The sequence below is a fragment of the Armatimonadota bacterium genome (genome assembly GCA_016789105.1).
In the GTDB taxonomy this organism is placed as follows: domain Bacteria; phylum Armatimonadota; class Fimbriimonadia; order Fimbriimonadales; family Fimbriimonadaceae; genus UphvI-Ar2.
Map to the genome: position 1 here is coordinate 60,024 of JAEURN010000011.1, position 14,923 is coordinate 74,946.

General features: G+C 57.3%; 20 protein-coding genes. 11 read left to right on the forward strand and 9 right to left on the reverse strand.

Going from position 1 to position 14,923, the window contains the following annotated elements:
• Window positions 1-3: 3 nt before the first annotated feature.
• A complete protein-coding gene (locus tag JNM28_13140) occupies window positions 4-669 on the forward strand; it encodes a hypothetical protein (protein MBL8069386.1) in 666 nt (221 codons plus the stop codon).
• 32 nt (window positions 670-701) lie between these two features.
• Window positions 702-1,070, forward strand: coding sequence for a hypothetical protein (locus JNM28_13145; protein MBL8069387.1), 369 nt, complete (start codon window positions 702-704; stop codon window positions 1,068-1,070).
• A 38-nt stretch (window positions 1,071-1,108) separates the two neighbouring features.
• Here JNM28_13145 and JNM28_13150 read toward each other — a convergent pair whose 3' ends face one another.
• From JNM28_13150 to JNM28_13170, 5 genes are all read right to left on the reverse strand, one after another.
• Window positions 1,109-1,714 carry a redoxin domain-containing protein gene (locus JNM28_13150; GenBank protein ID MBL8069388.1) on the reverse strand — a complete coding sequence of 202 codons (606 nt, stop codon included), beginning with the start codon at window positions 1,712-1,714 and terminating at the stop codon, window positions 1,109-1,111.
• Between the two features lie 20 nt (window positions 1,715-1,734).
• Window positions 1,735-2,445, reverse strand: coding sequence for a hypothetical protein (locus tag JNM28_13155; protein ID MBL8069389.1), 711 nt, complete (start codon window positions 2,443-2,445; stop codon window positions 1,735-1,737).
• A 149-nt stretch (window positions 2,446-2,594) separates the two neighbouring features.
• Window positions 2,595-3,350 (reverse strand): prolyl oligopeptidase family serine peptidase, encoded by a 756-nt coding sequence (locus JNM28_13160; protein ID MBL8069390.1) that lies wholly within the window; start codon window positions 3,348-3,350, stop codon window positions 2,595-2,597.
• Window positions 3,351-3,381: 31 nt separating this feature from the next.
• A complete protein-coding gene (locus JNM28_13165) occupies window positions 3,382-4,422 on the reverse strand; it encodes a HupE/UreJ family protein (protein MBL8069391.1) in 1,041 nt (346 codons plus the stop codon).
• Window positions 4,423-4,503: 81 nt separating this feature from the next.
• Complete coding sequence (locus tag JNM28_13170; protein ID MBL8069392.1) at window positions 4,504-5,283, reverse strand: hypothetical protein; 780 nt, start codon at window positions 5,281-5,283, stop codon at window positions 4,504-4,506.
• Between the two features lie 165 nt (window positions 5,284-5,448).
• Between JNM28_13170 and JNM28_13175 the strand changes: the two genes are divergently transcribed.
• From JNM28_13175 to JNM28_13210, 8 genes are all read left to right on the forward strand, one after another.
• Window positions 5,449-6,054: a hypothetical protein gene (locus JNM28_13175; GenBank protein ID MBL8069393.1), complete on the forward strand. Its 606-nt coding sequence runs from the start codon at window positions 5,449-5,451 to the stop codon at window positions 6,052-6,054.
• A 48-nt stretch (window positions 6,055-6,102) separates the two neighbouring features.
• Window positions 6,103-6,243: a hypothetical protein gene (locus JNM28_13180; protein ID MBL8069394.1), complete on the forward strand. Its 141-nt coding sequence runs from the start codon at window positions 6,103-6,105 to the stop codon at window positions 6,241-6,243.
• 69 nt (window positions 6,244-6,312) lie between these two features.
• The gene (locus JNM28_13185; GenBank protein ID MBL8069395.1) at window positions 6,313-7,104 is read left to right on the forward strand and encodes a hypothetical protein; all 792 of its coding nucleotides are present in this window, start codon (window positions 6,313-6,315) and stop codon (window positions 7,102-7,104) included.
• A 64-nt stretch (window positions 7,105-7,168) separates the two neighbouring features.
• Entirely contained in the window at window positions 7,169-8,149 is a 981-nt protein-coding gene (locus JNM28_13190) for an NAD-dependent epimerase/dehydratase family protein (GenBank protein MBL8069396.1), read from the forward strand.
• 178 nt (window positions 8,150-8,327) lie between these two features.
• Window positions 8,328-9,224, forward strand: coding sequence for a PEP-CTERM sorting domain-containing protein (locus JNM28_13195; GenBank protein ID MBL8069397.1), 897 nt, complete (start codon window positions 8,328-8,330; stop codon window positions 9,222-9,224).
• 257 nt (window positions 9,225-9,481) lie between these two features.
• Window positions 9,482-10,588 (forward strand): PEP-CTERM sorting domain-containing protein, encoded by a 1,107-nt coding sequence (locus JNM28_13200; GenBank protein ID MBL8069398.1) that lies wholly within the window; start codon window positions 9,482-9,484, stop codon window positions 10,586-10,588.
• 83 nt (window positions 10,589-10,671) lie between these two features.
• A complete protein-coding gene (locus JNM28_13205) occupies window positions 10,672-11,169 on the forward strand; it encodes a damage-inducible protein DinB (GenBank protein ID MBL8069399.1) in 498 nt (165 codons plus the stop codon).
• 53 nt (window positions 11,170-11,222) lie between these two features.
• Entirely contained in the window at window positions 11,223-11,966 is a 744-nt protein-coding gene (locus JNM28_13210) for a hypothetical protein (GenBank protein ID MBL8069400.1), read from the forward strand.
• Here the strand turns inward: JNM28_13210 and JNM28_13215 are convergent.
• The 3 genes from JNM28_13215 to JNM28_13225 are packed head-to-tail and all read right to left on the reverse strand — an operon-like array spanning window position 11,963 to window position 13,639.
• On the reverse strand, window positions 11,963-12,880 hold the full coding sequence (locus JNM28_13215; GenBank protein ID MBL8069401.1) for a hypothetical protein: 918 nt from the start codon (window positions 12,878-12,880) through the stop codon (window positions 11,963-11,965). The genes JNM28_13210 and JNM28_13215 overlap by 4 nt on opposite strands.
• Window positions 12,867-13,169, reverse strand: a complete 303-nt coding sequence (locus tag JNM28_13220; GenBank protein ID MBL8069402.1) for a DUF1905 domain-containing protein — start codon at window positions 13,167-13,169, stop codon at window positions 12,867-12,869. Before JNM28_13220 ends, JNM28_13215 begins: the two co-directional genes overlap by 14 nt.
• 2 nt (window positions 13,170-13,171) lie before the next feature.
• Window positions 13,172-13,639, reverse strand: a complete 468-nt coding sequence (locus tag JNM28_13225) for a DUF664 domain-containing protein (GenBank protein MBL8069403.1) — start codon at window positions 13,637-13,639, stop codon at window positions 13,172-13,174.
• Window positions 13,640-13,754: 115 nt separating this feature from the next.
• Here JNM28_13225 and JNM28_13230 point away from each other — a divergent pair, with 115 nt between their 5' ends.
• Window positions 13,755-14,297, forward strand: a complete 543-nt coding sequence (locus tag JNM28_13230) for a DUF1905 domain-containing protein (protein MBL8069404.1) — start codon at window positions 13,755-13,757, stop codon at window positions 14,295-14,297.
• 120 nt (window positions 14,298-14,417) lie between these two features.
• Here the strand turns inward: JNM28_13230 and JNM28_13235 are convergent, their stop codons facing one another.
• Window positions 14,418-14,867 (reverse strand): nuclear transport factor 2 family protein, encoded by a 450-nt coding sequence (locus tag JNM28_13235; protein MBL8069405.1) that lies wholly within the window; start codon window positions 14,865-14,867, stop codon window positions 14,418-14,420.
• Between the last annotated feature and the right edge of the window lie 56 nt (window positions 14,868-14,923).

Consider the following 14,923-nt stretch of genomic DNA (forward strand, 5'->3'; position numbering starts at 1 on the left):
ATTGTGAAAAGCCGCACCGTCATCGTGCTCGGCCTGTGTGCCGCCGCCTGTTGCTTCGCCGCCCAAACCGCCACCCGGCTCGTGATCAACGGCAAGGAAGTCAAAGAAGCCCCAAAAGTGATCAACGGGGCCACCTACATCCCGGTCAGCGCACTCAAAGCCGCGGGGGCGACGGTGAGCACGGCCAACAACACCATGACGATTAATTTCCCTCAAAACGGCGGGGCGAACCAAATGGTGGCTCTTGAAGGGGGGATGAACGAATGGCTGTTCAACGGGATCTGGCGATTCCGGGTGACCGGGGTCAAGCCGCTGGATGGCGACCGGCCCGGCTGGGTGGTCTCCACCGAATTGAGGAATGGCACCAATGCCCAAAACATCGCGCTGGATGGGACCGGCTTCCAAAGCGTCGAGTTGGTGATGGCCGACCAAAACATTTTGAAACAGCCCTACAACATCACCGATTTCAACCGGCCGGTGGGTCAGGCAGGTTCGATCATCACCGACCTGGTCTATTACGATGACGAGGGCGGCGGCCGAAAACCCGTCAAATTGATCGTGCGGATCACTCCGGACCAGTACACCAAAGACTTCCTCAAATCCGTGAAGTTGGGCTATACGGTGCCCGACCCGAGCTTCCGGATCAATTTGAAAGCTGACGCGAACTAAACCACCTCCACGTGACTTAGAGAAGAATGGATATGGCTCGATTCCAACCGGACTCCTGGTCTCCGAATGCGATGGAACGCAAGTGCCTGGCCCAACTCGATTCTGCTGAAAACTGGGAGCAAATCCTGAAACGGCGGAAGCCGGCAGAATCAGAACGGCTCGATTGGCGGCCGTTTGGCCGGATCTTCTTGTTCAACTGGGTTTTCTTTGCTGTGGCCTTGGCGTTCCTGTTAGTTGCCGCGGCGGCGGGGGCGGCCGGCGTGGAATCCTTGACGGATTTCAAATGGGAGATCAGTGGCTTTGTGGTGGCCGGGGCGGCAGTGACGGCTGCCTACACCACAAACCTTTACCGCCGGTCGTGGAACCGCCGGGCCATGCAGCTGGCAGTTCAAATGGAATAGGTTTGCCAAGTGCTTGGCACCTGGCAAACCGCCGCAATTCAATATTTGACGCTGCAGCCATAGGGCCGGGTTGTCTTGATAGAGACTTCCTTGCCACTAACGGCTTCGCCATAGGCTCGGAGCACGTAGTTCTCGGCCTTTGAAGTTTCTTCCCGGCTAGCGTTAGGCATGTTGTCGATCGCGCCATTGTAGAGGACTTCGCCTTGCGGGGAGATCAGAACCATCTGCGGTGTGGTTTTGGCCCCGTAGGCCCGGCCGACTTTGCCATCGTGGTCTAGGAGGATGTGGGAGACCGCGCCCTTTTCGGACTTCATGACCTCATCGGCCCGTGGGCCATCCACGTTGCCCTGCTTGCCGGCGGCCGACGAGTTGATGGAAAGCCATACGACGCCTTTTTCCGTCAGCTGACGCTGCAGCGATTGCATGTTTCCGGAATCGTAATGCCGCCGGACGATCGGGCACTGGTAGTTCCACCATTCAAGGACAACATATTTGCCCTTGAATTGGCTAAGTGAAATGGTTGCCCCTTTTGAATCGGCAAGGGAGAAGGCGGGGGCCTCCCCGAGCGTGGACGGCTGGGAAAGAGCGTGGCCGAAAACGACGGCAGTGGCGATGATCGCGGTTGCAAGAGTGTGTCTGATCATGTTTTTGTCCTGTTGTTGTCCTAGTTGCCCTGAATGGGTTGGATCGGCAAATCGACCACAAATGCTTTGGATTCCCCGACCTTGGTCTCATAGGTGAGGATGCCCCGCAGACGTTCGGCCAGCATTAGGCTGGAAACGGGCATCTTGAGGCGCAGCGTGGATGTGTTGCCGTTGGACGTCCGTTCCTGGGGTGCGCCGCATTCGACGTCTCGATAGTCGTCGGCAAAGAAGAAGGCAGAAGAGACTCCAGGATCGTTGATCACAAGATCGAATCCGTCCACCCTGGGCCATGCCTTAACCAGGAAGTCAGGCATCCTTTTAGGGGCAGTCGCGGCAAAATCCTTGAGGGAGGCCATCCCGGCAGGATCCGCCTCAGACATCGCCCCAACTTTGACCTGGGTGGCGAGTTCCGCACTACCGAGGACGCAGGTTTCGACGCACGCGAGCCATTTGACCTTAGCCCGGATGGCGGCCACCTCTCCGGGACGGGATTCTTCTGGCACCGTCAACCAGGTGCGCAAAACAAGCTGCCGCTCAAAGGCATAGGAGACGATTCCTTCGGATTCCAAACGTTTAGGGACGGGGAAATCCGGGGGCGAGGCTTGCCATCCCTTGGGAAGTTCCCAATCAATCTGGGTCGGCACTCCGGAATCCCCTGGATTCTTCCAGTAAACGTGCCAGGGTTCAGGGATCTTGAGCACGATGAGGGCCGCCACCCGATCACCAGGCATGGCAGTGCGGTGGGAGACCAATAGACTGCTTTTGATATCGGGCCCGACTTGTGAACCCATCACAAGTCCCGCAAGGGCTAAGGCCACCGGTGTCATAGCAGTCCTAACGGTTCACTAGGGGTCAAAGTTCGCTAAGTTTTCCCAAATCCTTACTGTTTTTTATGCTCTTTAAAGAATGTAACAATCCACTTTGTCTCATCGGCAAAGTAACTATGGTCGCCCTGATGGGTCACAAACACGACATCCCCCTTTTCGGATTTGAAAAGCTCGGCGCCGGCAACCCCGTTCCACGATGCAGGGTCTTTGGTGCAGCCGTTGATCTGCTTCAACCGGGCAACGGTCGCCTGCTGCCCCCGGTATTTGACAAGGGGGTCGTTGACCCCCCCGATGTGGATGACAGGACAAGGTTGCAATTTGGCCCCGCCTTGGAATCCGCCCGCGCTCACGCCGATTGCCGCAAAAACCTGGGGCCGGGCTGCACAAATCGTATAGGTAAACCCACCGCCGTTGGAATGGCCCATAGCGTAAATCTGATGGGGATCGATCTGCTCGTGTGACTGGACGTATTTCAGCGCAGCGTCAAAAAACTTGACATCCCGGTCTTCCATCGCACCTGGGCCCTGTTGCCATCCATTCTTCTTCCCTTCCGGGTCGGTGAGCTGCCCCGGGGTCGGCAATCCCTGCAGATAAACAACCACGGCCTCTGGCCACACTTCCTCGATTCCAAAACTGCGCCTGGCTGAGTTCATGGTTCCGCCGTGTCCGTGGAACCCGAAGACCAGGGGGGCTGGGCCAGAGCCCTTTGCCGGTTTCAGGTAGATCCCTTGGCGCTCGACGCCATCGACTTCCACTTTGATCGGCTGGACAGTTTCTAAGAGCAGGGCGGATGCGAAGGCAGCAACCATGCCGGATGGGACGGTCGGGCGGGCTGCTGGTTCAACTCAGGATGCGGGTGGCGAACCAAAACAGGCCGACCAGCCCAATGCCGGCGGATGCGGCCACCAAAAACCGGTTCGTAGCCAGGGGTTTCTTCTGGAGCGCGGCCAAGACAATTGGGACTGCGGCCATGATGATGAGCGCCTGCCCGAACTCAACCCCGATGTTGAACGAGACAAGCGCGGTAGCCAAGGCGCCACCCTTAAGGCCGAGGCTGGATAGTGTTTCGGCAAATCCGAATCCATGGATCAATCCGAAGGCAAAGGCGATCCAAGGCCGCCATCCCGCCGAAGCCGCCCGCTTGTCTTCGTCGATCCGGGAGTGCCGGATGTTTTCAACCGCCACCGCCACAATCGAAAGGGCGATGAGTGGTTCCACGACGCGCGGGTTGGAATGGAAGACCCCCAAGGCCACCAAAGTGAGCGTGATGCTGTGGGCCAGAGTGAATGCCGTGACAATTTTGAGGAGCGACTTGACCGAGCCGCCGATCAACACCAAGCCCAGGACGAAAAGGATGTGGTCGGGCCCGCTAAGGATATGGCCGATGCCTTGCGAGAGGAATGCCAAGGCCCGTTCAGCAAAGCCGGGAACCGACCCGTTTGGGATATAGGCCGGATGGGCGGGGTCGAGGACGACATCGACCGGCTCCCGGCCCTTGACCCAGATCGAGAGGATCGTACGGCTTTCCGGTTGTTGTGGGAAGACCCTTTGTCGCAACGAAAGGCGATCCACCGGCGAATGGGTGGTTGCGGTCAAAATCGCCGAATCATCGGCTTCGTCGATTTGCAGGTTGAGCCCTTCCAATTCGACTCTGGTGTCGCCGGACCAGAGCTCGATTCGGTCAGCAAACCCTTGCGCAAGGGCTTCGCGGTTCGCGGAATGCGTAAACTGCCGCAGTGTCGATGCGGCCGTCACGGCGGTCACATTCGCCCGGTTCGCGGTCACGGCCACTTCCACACGGCTCAGTTGCGGGTCATGGGCGTTGGCCAGTGAGGCAACCGAAAGGAGGAGCCAAACAAAACATCTCCGCATCTGCCGCATCGCTTTGATGATGGCTCAGGCGGCACAGGAATCCGCCGGAAAGAGCCAATGTTGCCAAATCCCCGGCCAACATTGGGCGAATTAGGCCGGTTGCACCGTTTGGGTGCGCCGGTTGGTCCAAATGACAACGATGACGAGCAACGTCAGCAGTACCAGCGAAGATCCACCGGTTCCCAGGTCGAGGCCGCCGTGGTCTTCCTTCTTGGTGAGCAGGTCTCCAAATGTCGCCCCGAAAGGCCGCGTCAAGACGAACGCCGCCCAAAAAAGCCACACTTTGTCTAGCTTTGTGACCAGGTGGAGGATCAAGATTAGCACCAAGACACCAGTGATCAAGCCGGCACTACCGGCAAACCCGAGTCCCGAACTGTCGGCCAGGAAATCGCCGAGCGCCGTTCCGAGCGTATTGGATGCCAAGATCGCGATCCAGTAAAAGACCTCCTGTTTGCCGCCGGTGACCGATTCGACCGAGAGGGTGCCGGTGCTCAGCCGCCAAATGATGAGGATGGCCACCAAAATCCCGACCAGGATCGCGGAACCTGTGGCGTATCCCAAATGCAAATCGCGGTCAATTAGATCTGAGATGGTGGTCCCGGCGGTACTTGTGGAAAGGATGACCCCCCAATAGATCCAAGGATTGAACTTTTTGGCTGAGAGCTGGATTCCCAGCGTGATTGCAAAAAATGTGAGAAAAATCGCCGTCGCCGTGGCGTAACCGAGTTTTGACGTCTGCGCAAAGAAGTCCCCGCCAGTTTCGCCGAGTGTCGTCGCCAAGATTTTGGTGACCCAGAACACAGCCGTCACTTTTGCAACTTTGCTGAGATTTTCCACACAGAGGATGTTAGTTCGATTTTGGATTCCCATGCAGGTCCACACACGGGGCGAACCCGCAGCACGGCCTTGCGGACTCCCTGATCCGCCTCGGGATCAACGGGTGGGCAAGGCTGGTCTCCAAAAGACCACCGAATGGGGAATCCTGACCACCGGTTGGGATTGACGGCAAGCCACCTGGATGTCCAACCTGGTGCTATGCGTTGGCTTTTTTGGGGGTTTGCCTTGGCTTTGGCGGCTCCGGTTTCGGCCGCAGGGGGCATGGTGTTCACCGATACGATCAACAATGTCCGGCCGGATCACCCCAGCCTGGCAGGAACCTTTTGGGGATGGACCTTCCATTCGAATCTCAATTCGAGCCAAGTCACGTTGCCGTACGTCACCCGTGTCAACGAAGTTGCCGATACCTCGACTTATCTCACGTTGAGCACATGGGACGACTCTTCGGCATTCAATAATCCGTCGCTTCCCGGCCGGGGCGGTTACATGGTTTTTGACCGTCACGACACATCGATTGACTTCACACTGGGCTCAACCATCCGGGCGCAGATTTTGCGGATGGGGTGCCATGCGTCAACGGCGACATCGCCGGTTCCGGGAATGATGATTGGATTGCAGGATAAGCGGGGCCGGTTCTTTGCAATCGGGCTGGGTTGGGATTTCATCGACCACTATGTCCGCATCATCAACAACCCGTTCACCGGGGCGGGCACCAACTGGGTGAAGCTGACGACTTCGACGAACTTTTACTATTTGAGCGGGATCCGCCAAGGGCTGACCATGGAGTTGGTAGTTGCCGGCTAAGGTGCCTCGTTGTTGGTGAGCGGCAAGGAATTACTGGATGAGAATCAAATGCCGGTCCGCTTAGATTCGGGCCCTCCGTTGAACAATCTGATCTTCACGGATTGGCAAACTTATGGTGGAGCGATCATCGGGGACTATTCGCTTTCTAGCGCGGGGATGATCCAATTTGCCAGCCTGAGCTACTATTGACCACCAAATGGGAATCCTGACCACCGGTTGGGATTGACGGAATGCCGCCCCGACGCCCAACCTGGTGCCATGCGATGGCTTTTTTGGGGGCTTGCCCTGGCTATGGCGGCTCCGGTTTCCGCGGCGGGAGGCATGGTGTTCACGTCGACAGTCAACCGGGTCCGGCCCGATCACCCGAGCATGGCCGGCACGTTTTGGGGGTGGAACTTCCGGACAAACCTCAATTCGAGCCAATCGGCGCAGCCAACGGTTCTGAATGGCTTCCTTTCTTGGGGCGAATTTGTGTGGATGCAGTTGGACACGGCCAATTCAACGGCGTATAACAGCAATGCCAACCCCGGCAAATCCGGATACATGGTTTTTGACCGACACGACACGTCCATCGATTTTTCCCTTGGATCCTCGATTCGGGCGGAACTCGCTTCCTTTGGCGGGTACCACGGTCTTTTGGAATCTCCTGTTCCTGGAATGATGATGGGCCTGCAAGACCGGAATGGCCGATTTTTCGGGGTCGGCTTTGCCGAATACCAAGGCACCCGGTACCTCCGCATCATCAACAACCCGTTCACCGGGAACGGCACGCCATGGGTGTCGCTCATCAAAGACCAATCGGTATTTAACTACCCCTCGACATCAAGTGGCCTTTCGGTTGAACTTGTGATCGCCGGGTCGCGGGCATCGTTATATGTGAGCGGATTGGAATTGCGTGATGGAAACGGCCAATTTTTGCGCCTGGATGCCGGGCCCCCGCTGACCAGCCTCATCTTTTCCCAATGGCAAACCTATGGCGGGGCGGTGGTCGGTGATTACTGCACAACGAGTTCGGGCGACATATCGATTGTGAGCCTGAGCTACTACTGAAGCCCCATCCCAGCTCCCAACCGGAAACCCACACCGGGGCCGGGGTAACGTCGCGCGTATTCATATGAAAGTGCTCTTCATCGGCGGGACCGGGATCATTTCATCGGCCTGCACGGAATTGGCGGCCCGCCAGGGGATTGACCTCCATCTGCTTTCCCGGGGGAACAGCAGCCGACCAGCCCCGGATGGTGTAAAGATTCTCCGGGGAGACATCAATAATTCCGCATCCGTTTTAGATGGCCACACCTGGGATGCGGTGGTGGATTGGATCGTCTACACGCCGGACCAGATCGAGCGTGATATCAACCTGTTTCGGGGCAAAACCGCGCAATATGTTTTCATCAGTTCGGCCAGTGCCTACCAAACCCCACCGAGCCGATTGCCCGTGTTGGAATCAACGCCACTCGACAACCCGTTTTGGGAGTATTCCCGGCAGAAGGCCGCCTGCGAAGAGCGGTTGACCCGCGCTTACCGCGAAGAAAAATTCCCGTTCACGGTTGTCCGCCCCTCGCACACCTACGACAAAACGCTTTTGCCTTTCGACAACGGCTACACGGTTTTGCATCGCATCCTCAATGGGTTGCCCGTTTGTGTCCATGGCGACGGCACGAGCCTTTGGACGCTCACCCACCATGCCGATTTCGCCAAGGGGTTCAACGGCTTGCTAGGATACAGCGGTGCGATCGGCGATAGCGTGCACATCACGAGCGATGAATGGCTGACCTGGAACCAAATCTACGACTTGCACGCCCACGCTGCGTCGCGCTTGACTGGCCGAGCAATCGTGGCTGAAAAGCGGTACTTGCCTTCAACAAAGATTGCGGAGATCGACCCGGGGCGGCGCGGCGGCCTGTTGGGCGACAAGGCGAATTCGATGGTGTTCGACAATTCCAAAATCAAGGCGATGGTGCCTGGGTTTGCTTGCACCACGCCGTTTTCGCGGGGGGTCATGGAAATCGTCGGGCACTACTTGGAAAACCCAGGCACCGTGGATCCCGACCGGATGGCGATGGAAGACCGCCTTTGCGCCTTGGCCGCGGGCTGAGGCGAGAAAATTGCCAGTTCGCCAGCCAGGAGGCAATCGAAATAACGTTGCGACTGAATAACCTAGCAAAATTGCCGTGCGTCAATGTTGCAATTTATCGGCCCATCCCCTAAACTGTTGGGGTTGGCCATGCACATGGATGGCTTGGCCGCAATCGTTTGATAGGAGACAGTCGCACATGAGAACAACTACCATCCTCGCCGCCAGCGCAACCTTGGTTGCCCTGTCCGGGACCGCTCACGCCTTGAGCTTCAACAACACTTTTTCTTTTGGGACAGACCCCCGGGCCGCCCAATTCCAGACCGCGATCGGTTTGGCCGAAGCGGAGTTCACTAGCCGGTACACCGACAACATTACGATCAACCTGACGTTCCAACTCGCAGCGGGCACGGGGACTCTGGGATCGAGCAGCACGCCTTTGGTCGGCAACTTCACGTTTGCCCAAATTCAAACGATGTTGACCAACGACGCCACGACCGCTGACGACGCAACCGCGGTGGCCTCGCTCGGCACGGCATCCCCGACGACTTCAAACTTCATCATGGCCCGCGCGCAAGCCAAGGCACTCGGCCAGATCGCTGGCAACAATGCCAGCAGCGACGGGACGATCACCTTTGGTGCTGGTCACACCTATGCGTTTGACCCGAACAACCGCGCGGTTGCCGGTTCGTTCGACTTTATCGGCGTTGCCATGCACGAAATCTCCGAATGCATGGGCCGCATCGGGATCCTCGGGTTCGCCAGTTCGCTCGGCATCAACGACCTCTACCGCTACTCGGGCAACGGGACCCGCGCCCTCGGCAGTGCGTTGACCCCGCAAACCTACTTCTCAATCAACAGCGGTGCAACCAACCTGGTCAACTTCAACACAGTCAGCGGTGGCGACTCGATGGATTACGCCTCCACGGCCGATTGCTTCAACGCGTTCACCAACACGGGAATCCAGAACAACTTCACCACCGTTGGCCAACGCAACATGGATGTCATCGGTTACGACATGGTTCCGGAACCGGCTTCGATGTCGGTTCTGGCCCTGGGTGCAGTGGCGCTCATCCGCCGCAAAAAGTCCAAGTAACGGTCGCAAGACTTTGAATCGAGACCGGGAGCCCGCATGGGCTCCCGGTTTCTTTTCGAACCAAGCCGGTAGCCCGGTGCGAGCGGGATCCAGGGTCTTTTGATCCCATTCATCAGGTTCCATGTTATGGCACGGTTAACATGTACCCGTAATTTTGCTGGCAACAATTTTCCGCATATAACTCGTTCGCCGTGGCGTGATACATTTCCAGTTAGCGCCATTCAGCAGTTTTGCTGAGGTGTCAGTTGAGAGGAGACATGCCCAATAATCGCACTTCCTACGCCAAAAATTCGTCGCGCCTCGCTGTCGTCGCCTTTGCCGCGATCTCGGCTTCTGCCCACGCCTTCAGCGCCGGCAACCTTGCCGTGCTCCAAGCCGATGCTAGCCTCAGCAACACCACGTTCGGCATTTTGGAACTGAGCTCAACTACCCCAGGTAGTGCGCTCAACACCTATGCCATCCCGGGGACGGGGACGGCGGCCATGCGGCTTTCCGGTTCGGCCACTAGCACCGGCTATCTTTCTTTGACCAACGACGGTTCGCTGTTGACTTTCAATGCGGTCAACCTGGATGGCAACACGACCTCCAACGTGAACACGTTGAACCCGCGGGCGGTCGGCTCGCTGGACTTTGGCGGCAACTTTGCCATCCAAACCACTTACACCGGCACTAGCGGCAACCAGACCCGATCTTCGACGAGCCTGGATAACTCCACGTGGTTCATCGCCGACCAAGGCGGCCTTTACACGAACGGGACGAGCGCGGCCAGCCCAACGGGGAACTTCCGCAAAGTCCACGCCTTTGGCGGGACGGTTTACGGTATGACGGCATCGACGACCGCGGCACCGGTTGGAACTTTTAGTGCGGCGACAGGCAGCACGTATGCCGGTCTGGCCGGACTGGCAAACGGCGCCTCTTCTTTCCAGGACTTTTACTTGGTGAGCTCAGGCTCTAACGGTTCGGCATTTGATGTCCTCTATACGTTGCAAGCAACTTCGAACACGGCGGGCACCATTAGCAAGTTCTCGCTGGTGAGCGGGTCGTGGGTTGCCAACGGGACGGCGGCCACCACGTTCGGCGGATTCGGCTTGGCGGCGCGGGCAACCGCAGCTGCCCCTGGCGCGACCCTGTTTGTGACGACGGGCCAAGGCGCCTTGACGGCTAACAGCGTTCTCAGCATAAGCGACTCGGCCGGTTGGAACTCGACCTTGAACCTGGGTTCGGCCACGACCTTGTTCACAGCCGATACGGGCAAGATCATCAAAGGGATCGATTTCACGCCCGGCGCGGTTCCCGAACCGGCGACGTTTGCCATTCTCGGCCTTGGCCTGTTGGCTGCGCGCCGTCGCAAAAAGTCCAAGTAAAAACCACCACTGTCAAGCGGGCGTCCATGCAGAGTGGACGCCCGCTTGACTTTTGATCATTATTTATGTAGACTTTCTTCTACATGGACTCATTGACCGAAACTTTGATCGAATCTTGGTCCCGGCAGAACCAGATCGTCGTGAACGTGGCGCGCGCGATGGATGCCGACCGTTTGGCCGCAAAAGCGGCGGAAGGGGAAATGGATATTGCGGCGCACTTGTGCCACATCCACAGCGTCCGCCGGTGGTGGTGGAGCCAAATCAACCAATCTGAGGAATACCCCGGAGAACGGCTATTCAATGAAAGCGATGAACCCTGCCGGGATGTGGCCCGGATTGCCGAACAACTGGACATCAGTTCCCAAGCCGTCGCGGAGACCATGCGGCGCACTTTGCAGTCCGGCCAGCCAGAAAAGAGCCCCTACGACCACCCGATCCTATTTTTGCACCACATGATTTGGCATGAAGGATGGCATGTCGGGGCAGTTTTGCTGGCCTTGAGGGTCAACGGATTCGACGTTTCCGATGAGTGGGAAGAGGAGAATCTTTGGGGTCTCTGGCGGACCGAAGAGTGGGAGTAAAACCGCTGGACGGCCAGTAGGATTCGCCGGGCCGGAACCGGCACAATAAAGCGATGTCCCTCAGATCCTTTTTCGCCCTGTTGGCCACAGCCGCCACAGGATCTTGCTTTGCCCAAGGGGGACCGCCGATGATCACCGATGACCCGGGGACTCCGCCGGTTGGGCGGTTCGAACTGAATTTTGCCTACACGGTGACCCGGCATTTTGGATCGCTGGAAGTCGGGCTCCCCCTCATCGACCTCGCATTCGGTGCGACCCCAAACCTACAATTGAAGGTGGAGGCCCCTTGGTTGCTCGTCAACGATGGCGGGTCTTCGGCCCGTAACCTTGGCCCTGGCAACATCGGGATCAAGTGGCGGTTCCAAGATGAGACACCTGGAATGCCGGCCATTTCTATCTTCCCACAAGTTGAAGCCCCCGTCTCGCAACGATCCGTCGATGACGGGCTCGCAGACCCTGCAACCGGATTTCTGCTGCCGGTGGAAGTCCAGTGGCATTCTGGCAGGCTGGGGTTCAATGCCGATGCCGGAGTCTTTGCCCGTTCCGGATCCTCTCCCGATTGGTTTGCCGGTTTGGCGACGTCGAGGGGGGTCGGCCCAAACGACGAGGCGATTGCCGAAGTCCACGTTGAGGGGTCAACTGGGGAAAGGAACCTTGATTGCATCGCCCAACTCGGATGGCGGCATGGGCTTTCGGAAGATTCAACGCTGATCGTCGCAGTTGGCCGCAGCCTGTTCACGCAACGTTTGCCGATGACCCGGTTCAACGGCTACTTTGGGATCCAGTTGCGGTTCTAACTGGCTAAGATCCGCAGAGCTTTCAGCGTGACCCATCGGCTCTCTTTGCCGGTTTTCTCGATCGGGAACGGGAGTTTGCCGGCAATGGGTGTCCCTAGCCTCCACCGGCCATCGGGAGCCCGTTGTGACTTCAACAACTCCTTCGCATCGCCAGACCGTGGATCGTTCGACCAGGTGGTCGATCGGAAAAAATCCAGCCCCCGCAACACCGTGTAGTGCCAATGGCTTGGGAAAGTCGTCCTGGTGAACTGTTCGTTAATCACTTTCCCCGTCTTGTCGGATTTGTAGTATTGATGGGAGAGAACGAATTCGGCCGCCCGATCCTCCATGGCCCGGTACCGGCCGGCGCCGACGATTCCTGAGCTCGCCGCCTCCCGTAGCCCCTCCAAGACGTTGAACGTGGTATGCAGGGAGCTGTGGCGGGTTTCCGGTTTTGGGCGGATCCGGCAATTCCACCCGCCGTCAGCCATTTGGAACTCTTCCAAACAGTCCGCCAGCAAAGAAAGCCGAGGATCGGCCGGGCAGATATAGGCCCCAATTCTCAGCCAAAACCCGATATGGCAAATGTCCATGTTCTTCAAAAAACCGGCAACAGATTGAAGGTCTTTCCGGCTGAGTTGAGGATCCAGGAATTGCCGGCAGGCCGCCGCAAACAGGGGCTCATCGGCTGGCATCCCAAAATCCATGGCCAGGAGCGGCACCCAAGGTGACCCCGTCCAACGCCCATGTGGCCATGTGCCGTCGGGCAGCAATCCGTCGATGATTTGTCGGCCCCAGCCTTCGGTTACAACTGATTTTCTCGCGGCCTCAGACGCGCTGGGATCGGCGTTGCTCAAATCGCGCAACGTTTGCCATCTGATGGCCGGGTCGCCGTCCATCAGCCAAGCCAAAGTTGCCTGGTCAACGGCTTCCATGGGTCATTACCACTTCCATAGCCACCAGGATCGCGGAGCCGACTTCGATCTGTTCAGCCTTCCGGATTTTTTCTTTGAGCGGCAAAATGTATTGCCCGTCTTTTGGCCAGAGCGCCGTTTCAAACTCAGTGTTGCCAATTGTCGCCCGCACTGGGATCATCCCCCACCCGTAGGTGGCGTGCTTTTCAACGGCCTTGATGGCAGCCGATTCAGCCGGTGGGACGGTGACAAAGTGGAATGGCGCCGGGCCACGCCAGTACCAAACTTCGCCAGAAAAGGAGCACTGCAGGTTCAATTGTCTTCGGTCTCGTGCCCCATCAAGTGCCGGACGCTATAGATTTGGCCGGTGTGGTACGCCACGTGGAAGACCATGTATTCCAGAGTCGCCCCCCATGTCCAATCCGGGCGGCTGGGGTTCTGGTCGCCCAAGTCGCCGACTTTGCCCAGAAACCCGGCTTTAACTTCTTGGTGGATCCGCTCGAACTCGTTGTAAAGGGCTTCGGCCCCAAAATCGCAGGAAAACGGTTCCACCACGGCCACCGGATAGTAACGGTTTTGCCGGTCGATGAGCGGGCTTTCCACTGGAATGCCGAAGTTCGTCGCCTCGCCATAGGCCATGTGGGCAGTGAGTTCGCCGATGCTCAGCAACCGCGGATCGACCCTGCGCCACACGTCGCTGTCCTGTAGTCCTTTGAATGCCTCGCCGAGTTCCCAGTGGGCGGCATCCCATGCTTTGAGGAGCACATCAATTTCTGCCACGGGACGAATATACTTCAAATACAGACTTAAGTCTACTGAACTCGCGATTCCTTAACAGTCAAATAGTAGTGTCAGCGGCGGCATTCCACCCTGGTGGCGTAAGATGGGATGGAGAATGGCCAAGGTTCTGAAGGAGATCTGCTTCCGAGCGACCGTGCACCGTCCCGCCGACGGTGGGAATTGGTTGTTCCTCCGGTTGCCCCAAGAGGCCAGCGACAAACTCCCGAGCCGGAGCATGGTTTCGGTCAAAGGGGAAATGAATGGGGTCGGCTTCCAGACGACGCTACGTCCCGATGGCGAAGGCGGCCATTGGATGCAATTAGATGAAGCCCTCGTCCAGTCTATGCGGGCGACTCCTGGCGGTTTGGCAGAGGTCGCGATCACCCCGATGGCAACCGAACCGGAGCCGGAGATTCCCGACGACCTCCGTCTGGCACTTGAAGGCAATCCGGAATCTCTCAAGACATGGCTCGCGACTACCGCATTGGCCCGGCGCGACTGGATTTTTTGGATGACCAGCGGCAAAAAGGCCGAGACTCGGGGAATCCGGCTTGAGAAGATGATGGATATGCTCTCCAAGGGCAAAAAGAGGATCTGCTGTTTCGACCGGTCTGGGATGTACGACAAAAGCCTAAGCTGCCCAAAAGCAATCGACTAAATCTTGCGGTCAGTGATTTGTAGTCATGAATTTAGGCATTGAGTTTCTCTCATTGTGATCGATGCACTAGCCCCTTACCGAAAACTCGGATGATTAACCGTCCCTAGAGGGGAACGACGGTTATTGAGCCGGCTCGACAGTGAAAACCCAATCGATTGTCTTGACCATCACCCATTTTCCGCTAACTTTTTTCCAATAGTCGGTGCAGATTTCGTGAACACTGAGGTTTCCATCTGGTTTGGCAATCATCAGTTTCAAATCACATTTAACGGCAACAACCCCGCCCTTTAGCTTGGTAACGCCATTGAATTCTTCGTGATCCTCAATTTTTGTGACCCCTTCCATAAGACCATCTACCATTTGGAGAAACTCCTTCCTATTGACCTTCTTCGACTCGGTATCGATTAAGATGAAATCCTTTGCGAAGAAGGAGGCAAATGCTTTTGAATCCCATTTCTGAAAGACCTTGGACAACTCAGCGTATCGAGAAGCAATTCCTGTCGGCACTTCTGCCGCCATGGTTGAAGAGGTGGTGAGGAGAATGGCAGCCATGACGGCGAATTTCAACATGAGCACATATTATCGAATTTTTGTTGCAAATACAATGCCCATATTTTAAAAATGCG

Bases quoted from the DNA above. Each gene is read 5' to 3' on its own strand.
- JNM28_13160 (MBL8069390.1), bottom strand. From the start codon at position 3,350: ATGGTTGCTGCCTTCGCATCCGCCCTGCTCTTAGAAACTGTCCAGCCG.
- JNM28_13235 (MBL8069405.1), bottom strand. From the start codon at position 14,867: ATGTTGAAATTCGCCGTCATGGCTGCCATTCTCCTCACCACCTCTTCA.
- JNM28_13190 (MBL8069396.1), top strand. From the start codon at position 7,169: ATGAAAGTGCTCTTCATCGGCGGGACCGGGATCATTTCATCGGCCTGC.
- JNM28_13200 (MBL8069398.1), top strand. From the start codon at position 9,482: ATGCCCAATAATCGCACTTCCTACGCCAAAAATTCGTCGCGCCTCGCT.
- JNM28_13175 (MBL8069393.1), top strand. From the start codon at position 5,449: ATGCGTTGGCTTTTTTGGGGGTTTGCCTTGGCTTTGGCGGCTCCGGTT.
- JNM28_13195 (MBL8069397.1), top strand. From the start codon at position 8,328: ATGAGAACAACTACCATCCTCGCCGCCAGCGCAACCTTGGTTGCCCTG.
- JNM28_13205 (MBL8069399.1), top strand. From the start codon at position 10,672: ATGGACTCATTGACCGAAACTTTGATCGAATCTTGGTCCCGGCAGAAC.
- JNM28_13230 (MBL8069404.1), top strand. From the start codon at position 13,755: ATGGCCAAGGTTCTGAAGGAGATCTGCTTCCGAGCGACCGTGCACCGT.
- JNM28_13185 (MBL8069395.1), top strand. From the start codon at position 6,313: ATGCGATGGCTTTTTTGGGGGCTTGCCCTGGCTATGGCGGCTCCGGTT.
- JNM28_13215 (MBL8069401.1), bottom strand. From the start codon at position 12,880: ATGGAAGCCGTTGACCAGGCAACTTTGGCTTGGCTGATGGACGGCGAC.
- JNM28_13210 (MBL8069400.1), top strand. From the start codon at position 11,223: ATGTCCCTCAGATCCTTTTTCGCCCTGTTGGCCACAGCCGCCACAGGA.
- JNM28_13180 (MBL8069394.1), top strand. From the start codon at position 6,103: ATGCCGGTCCGCTTAGATTCGGGCCCTCCGTTGAACAATCTGATCTTC.
- JNM28_13150 (MBL8069388.1), bottom strand. From the start codon at position 1,714: ATGATCAGACACACTCTTGCAACCGCGATCATCGCCACTGCCGTCGTT.
- JNM28_13170 (MBL8069392.1), bottom strand. From the start codon at position 5,283: ATGGGAATCCAAAATCGAACTAACATCCTCTGTGTGGAAAATCTCAGC.
- JNM28_13155 (MBL8069389.1), bottom strand. From the start codon at position 2,445: ATGCCTGGTGATCGGGTGGCGGCCCTCATCGTGCTCAAGATCCCTGAA.
- JNM28_13165 (MBL8069391.1), bottom strand. From the start codon at position 4,422: ATGCGGCAGATGCGGAGATGTTTTGTTTGGCTCCTCCTTTCGGTTGCC.
- JNM28_13145 (MBL8069387.1), top strand. From the start codon at position 702: ATGGCTCGATTCCAACCGGACTCCTGGTCTCCGAATGCGATGGAACGC.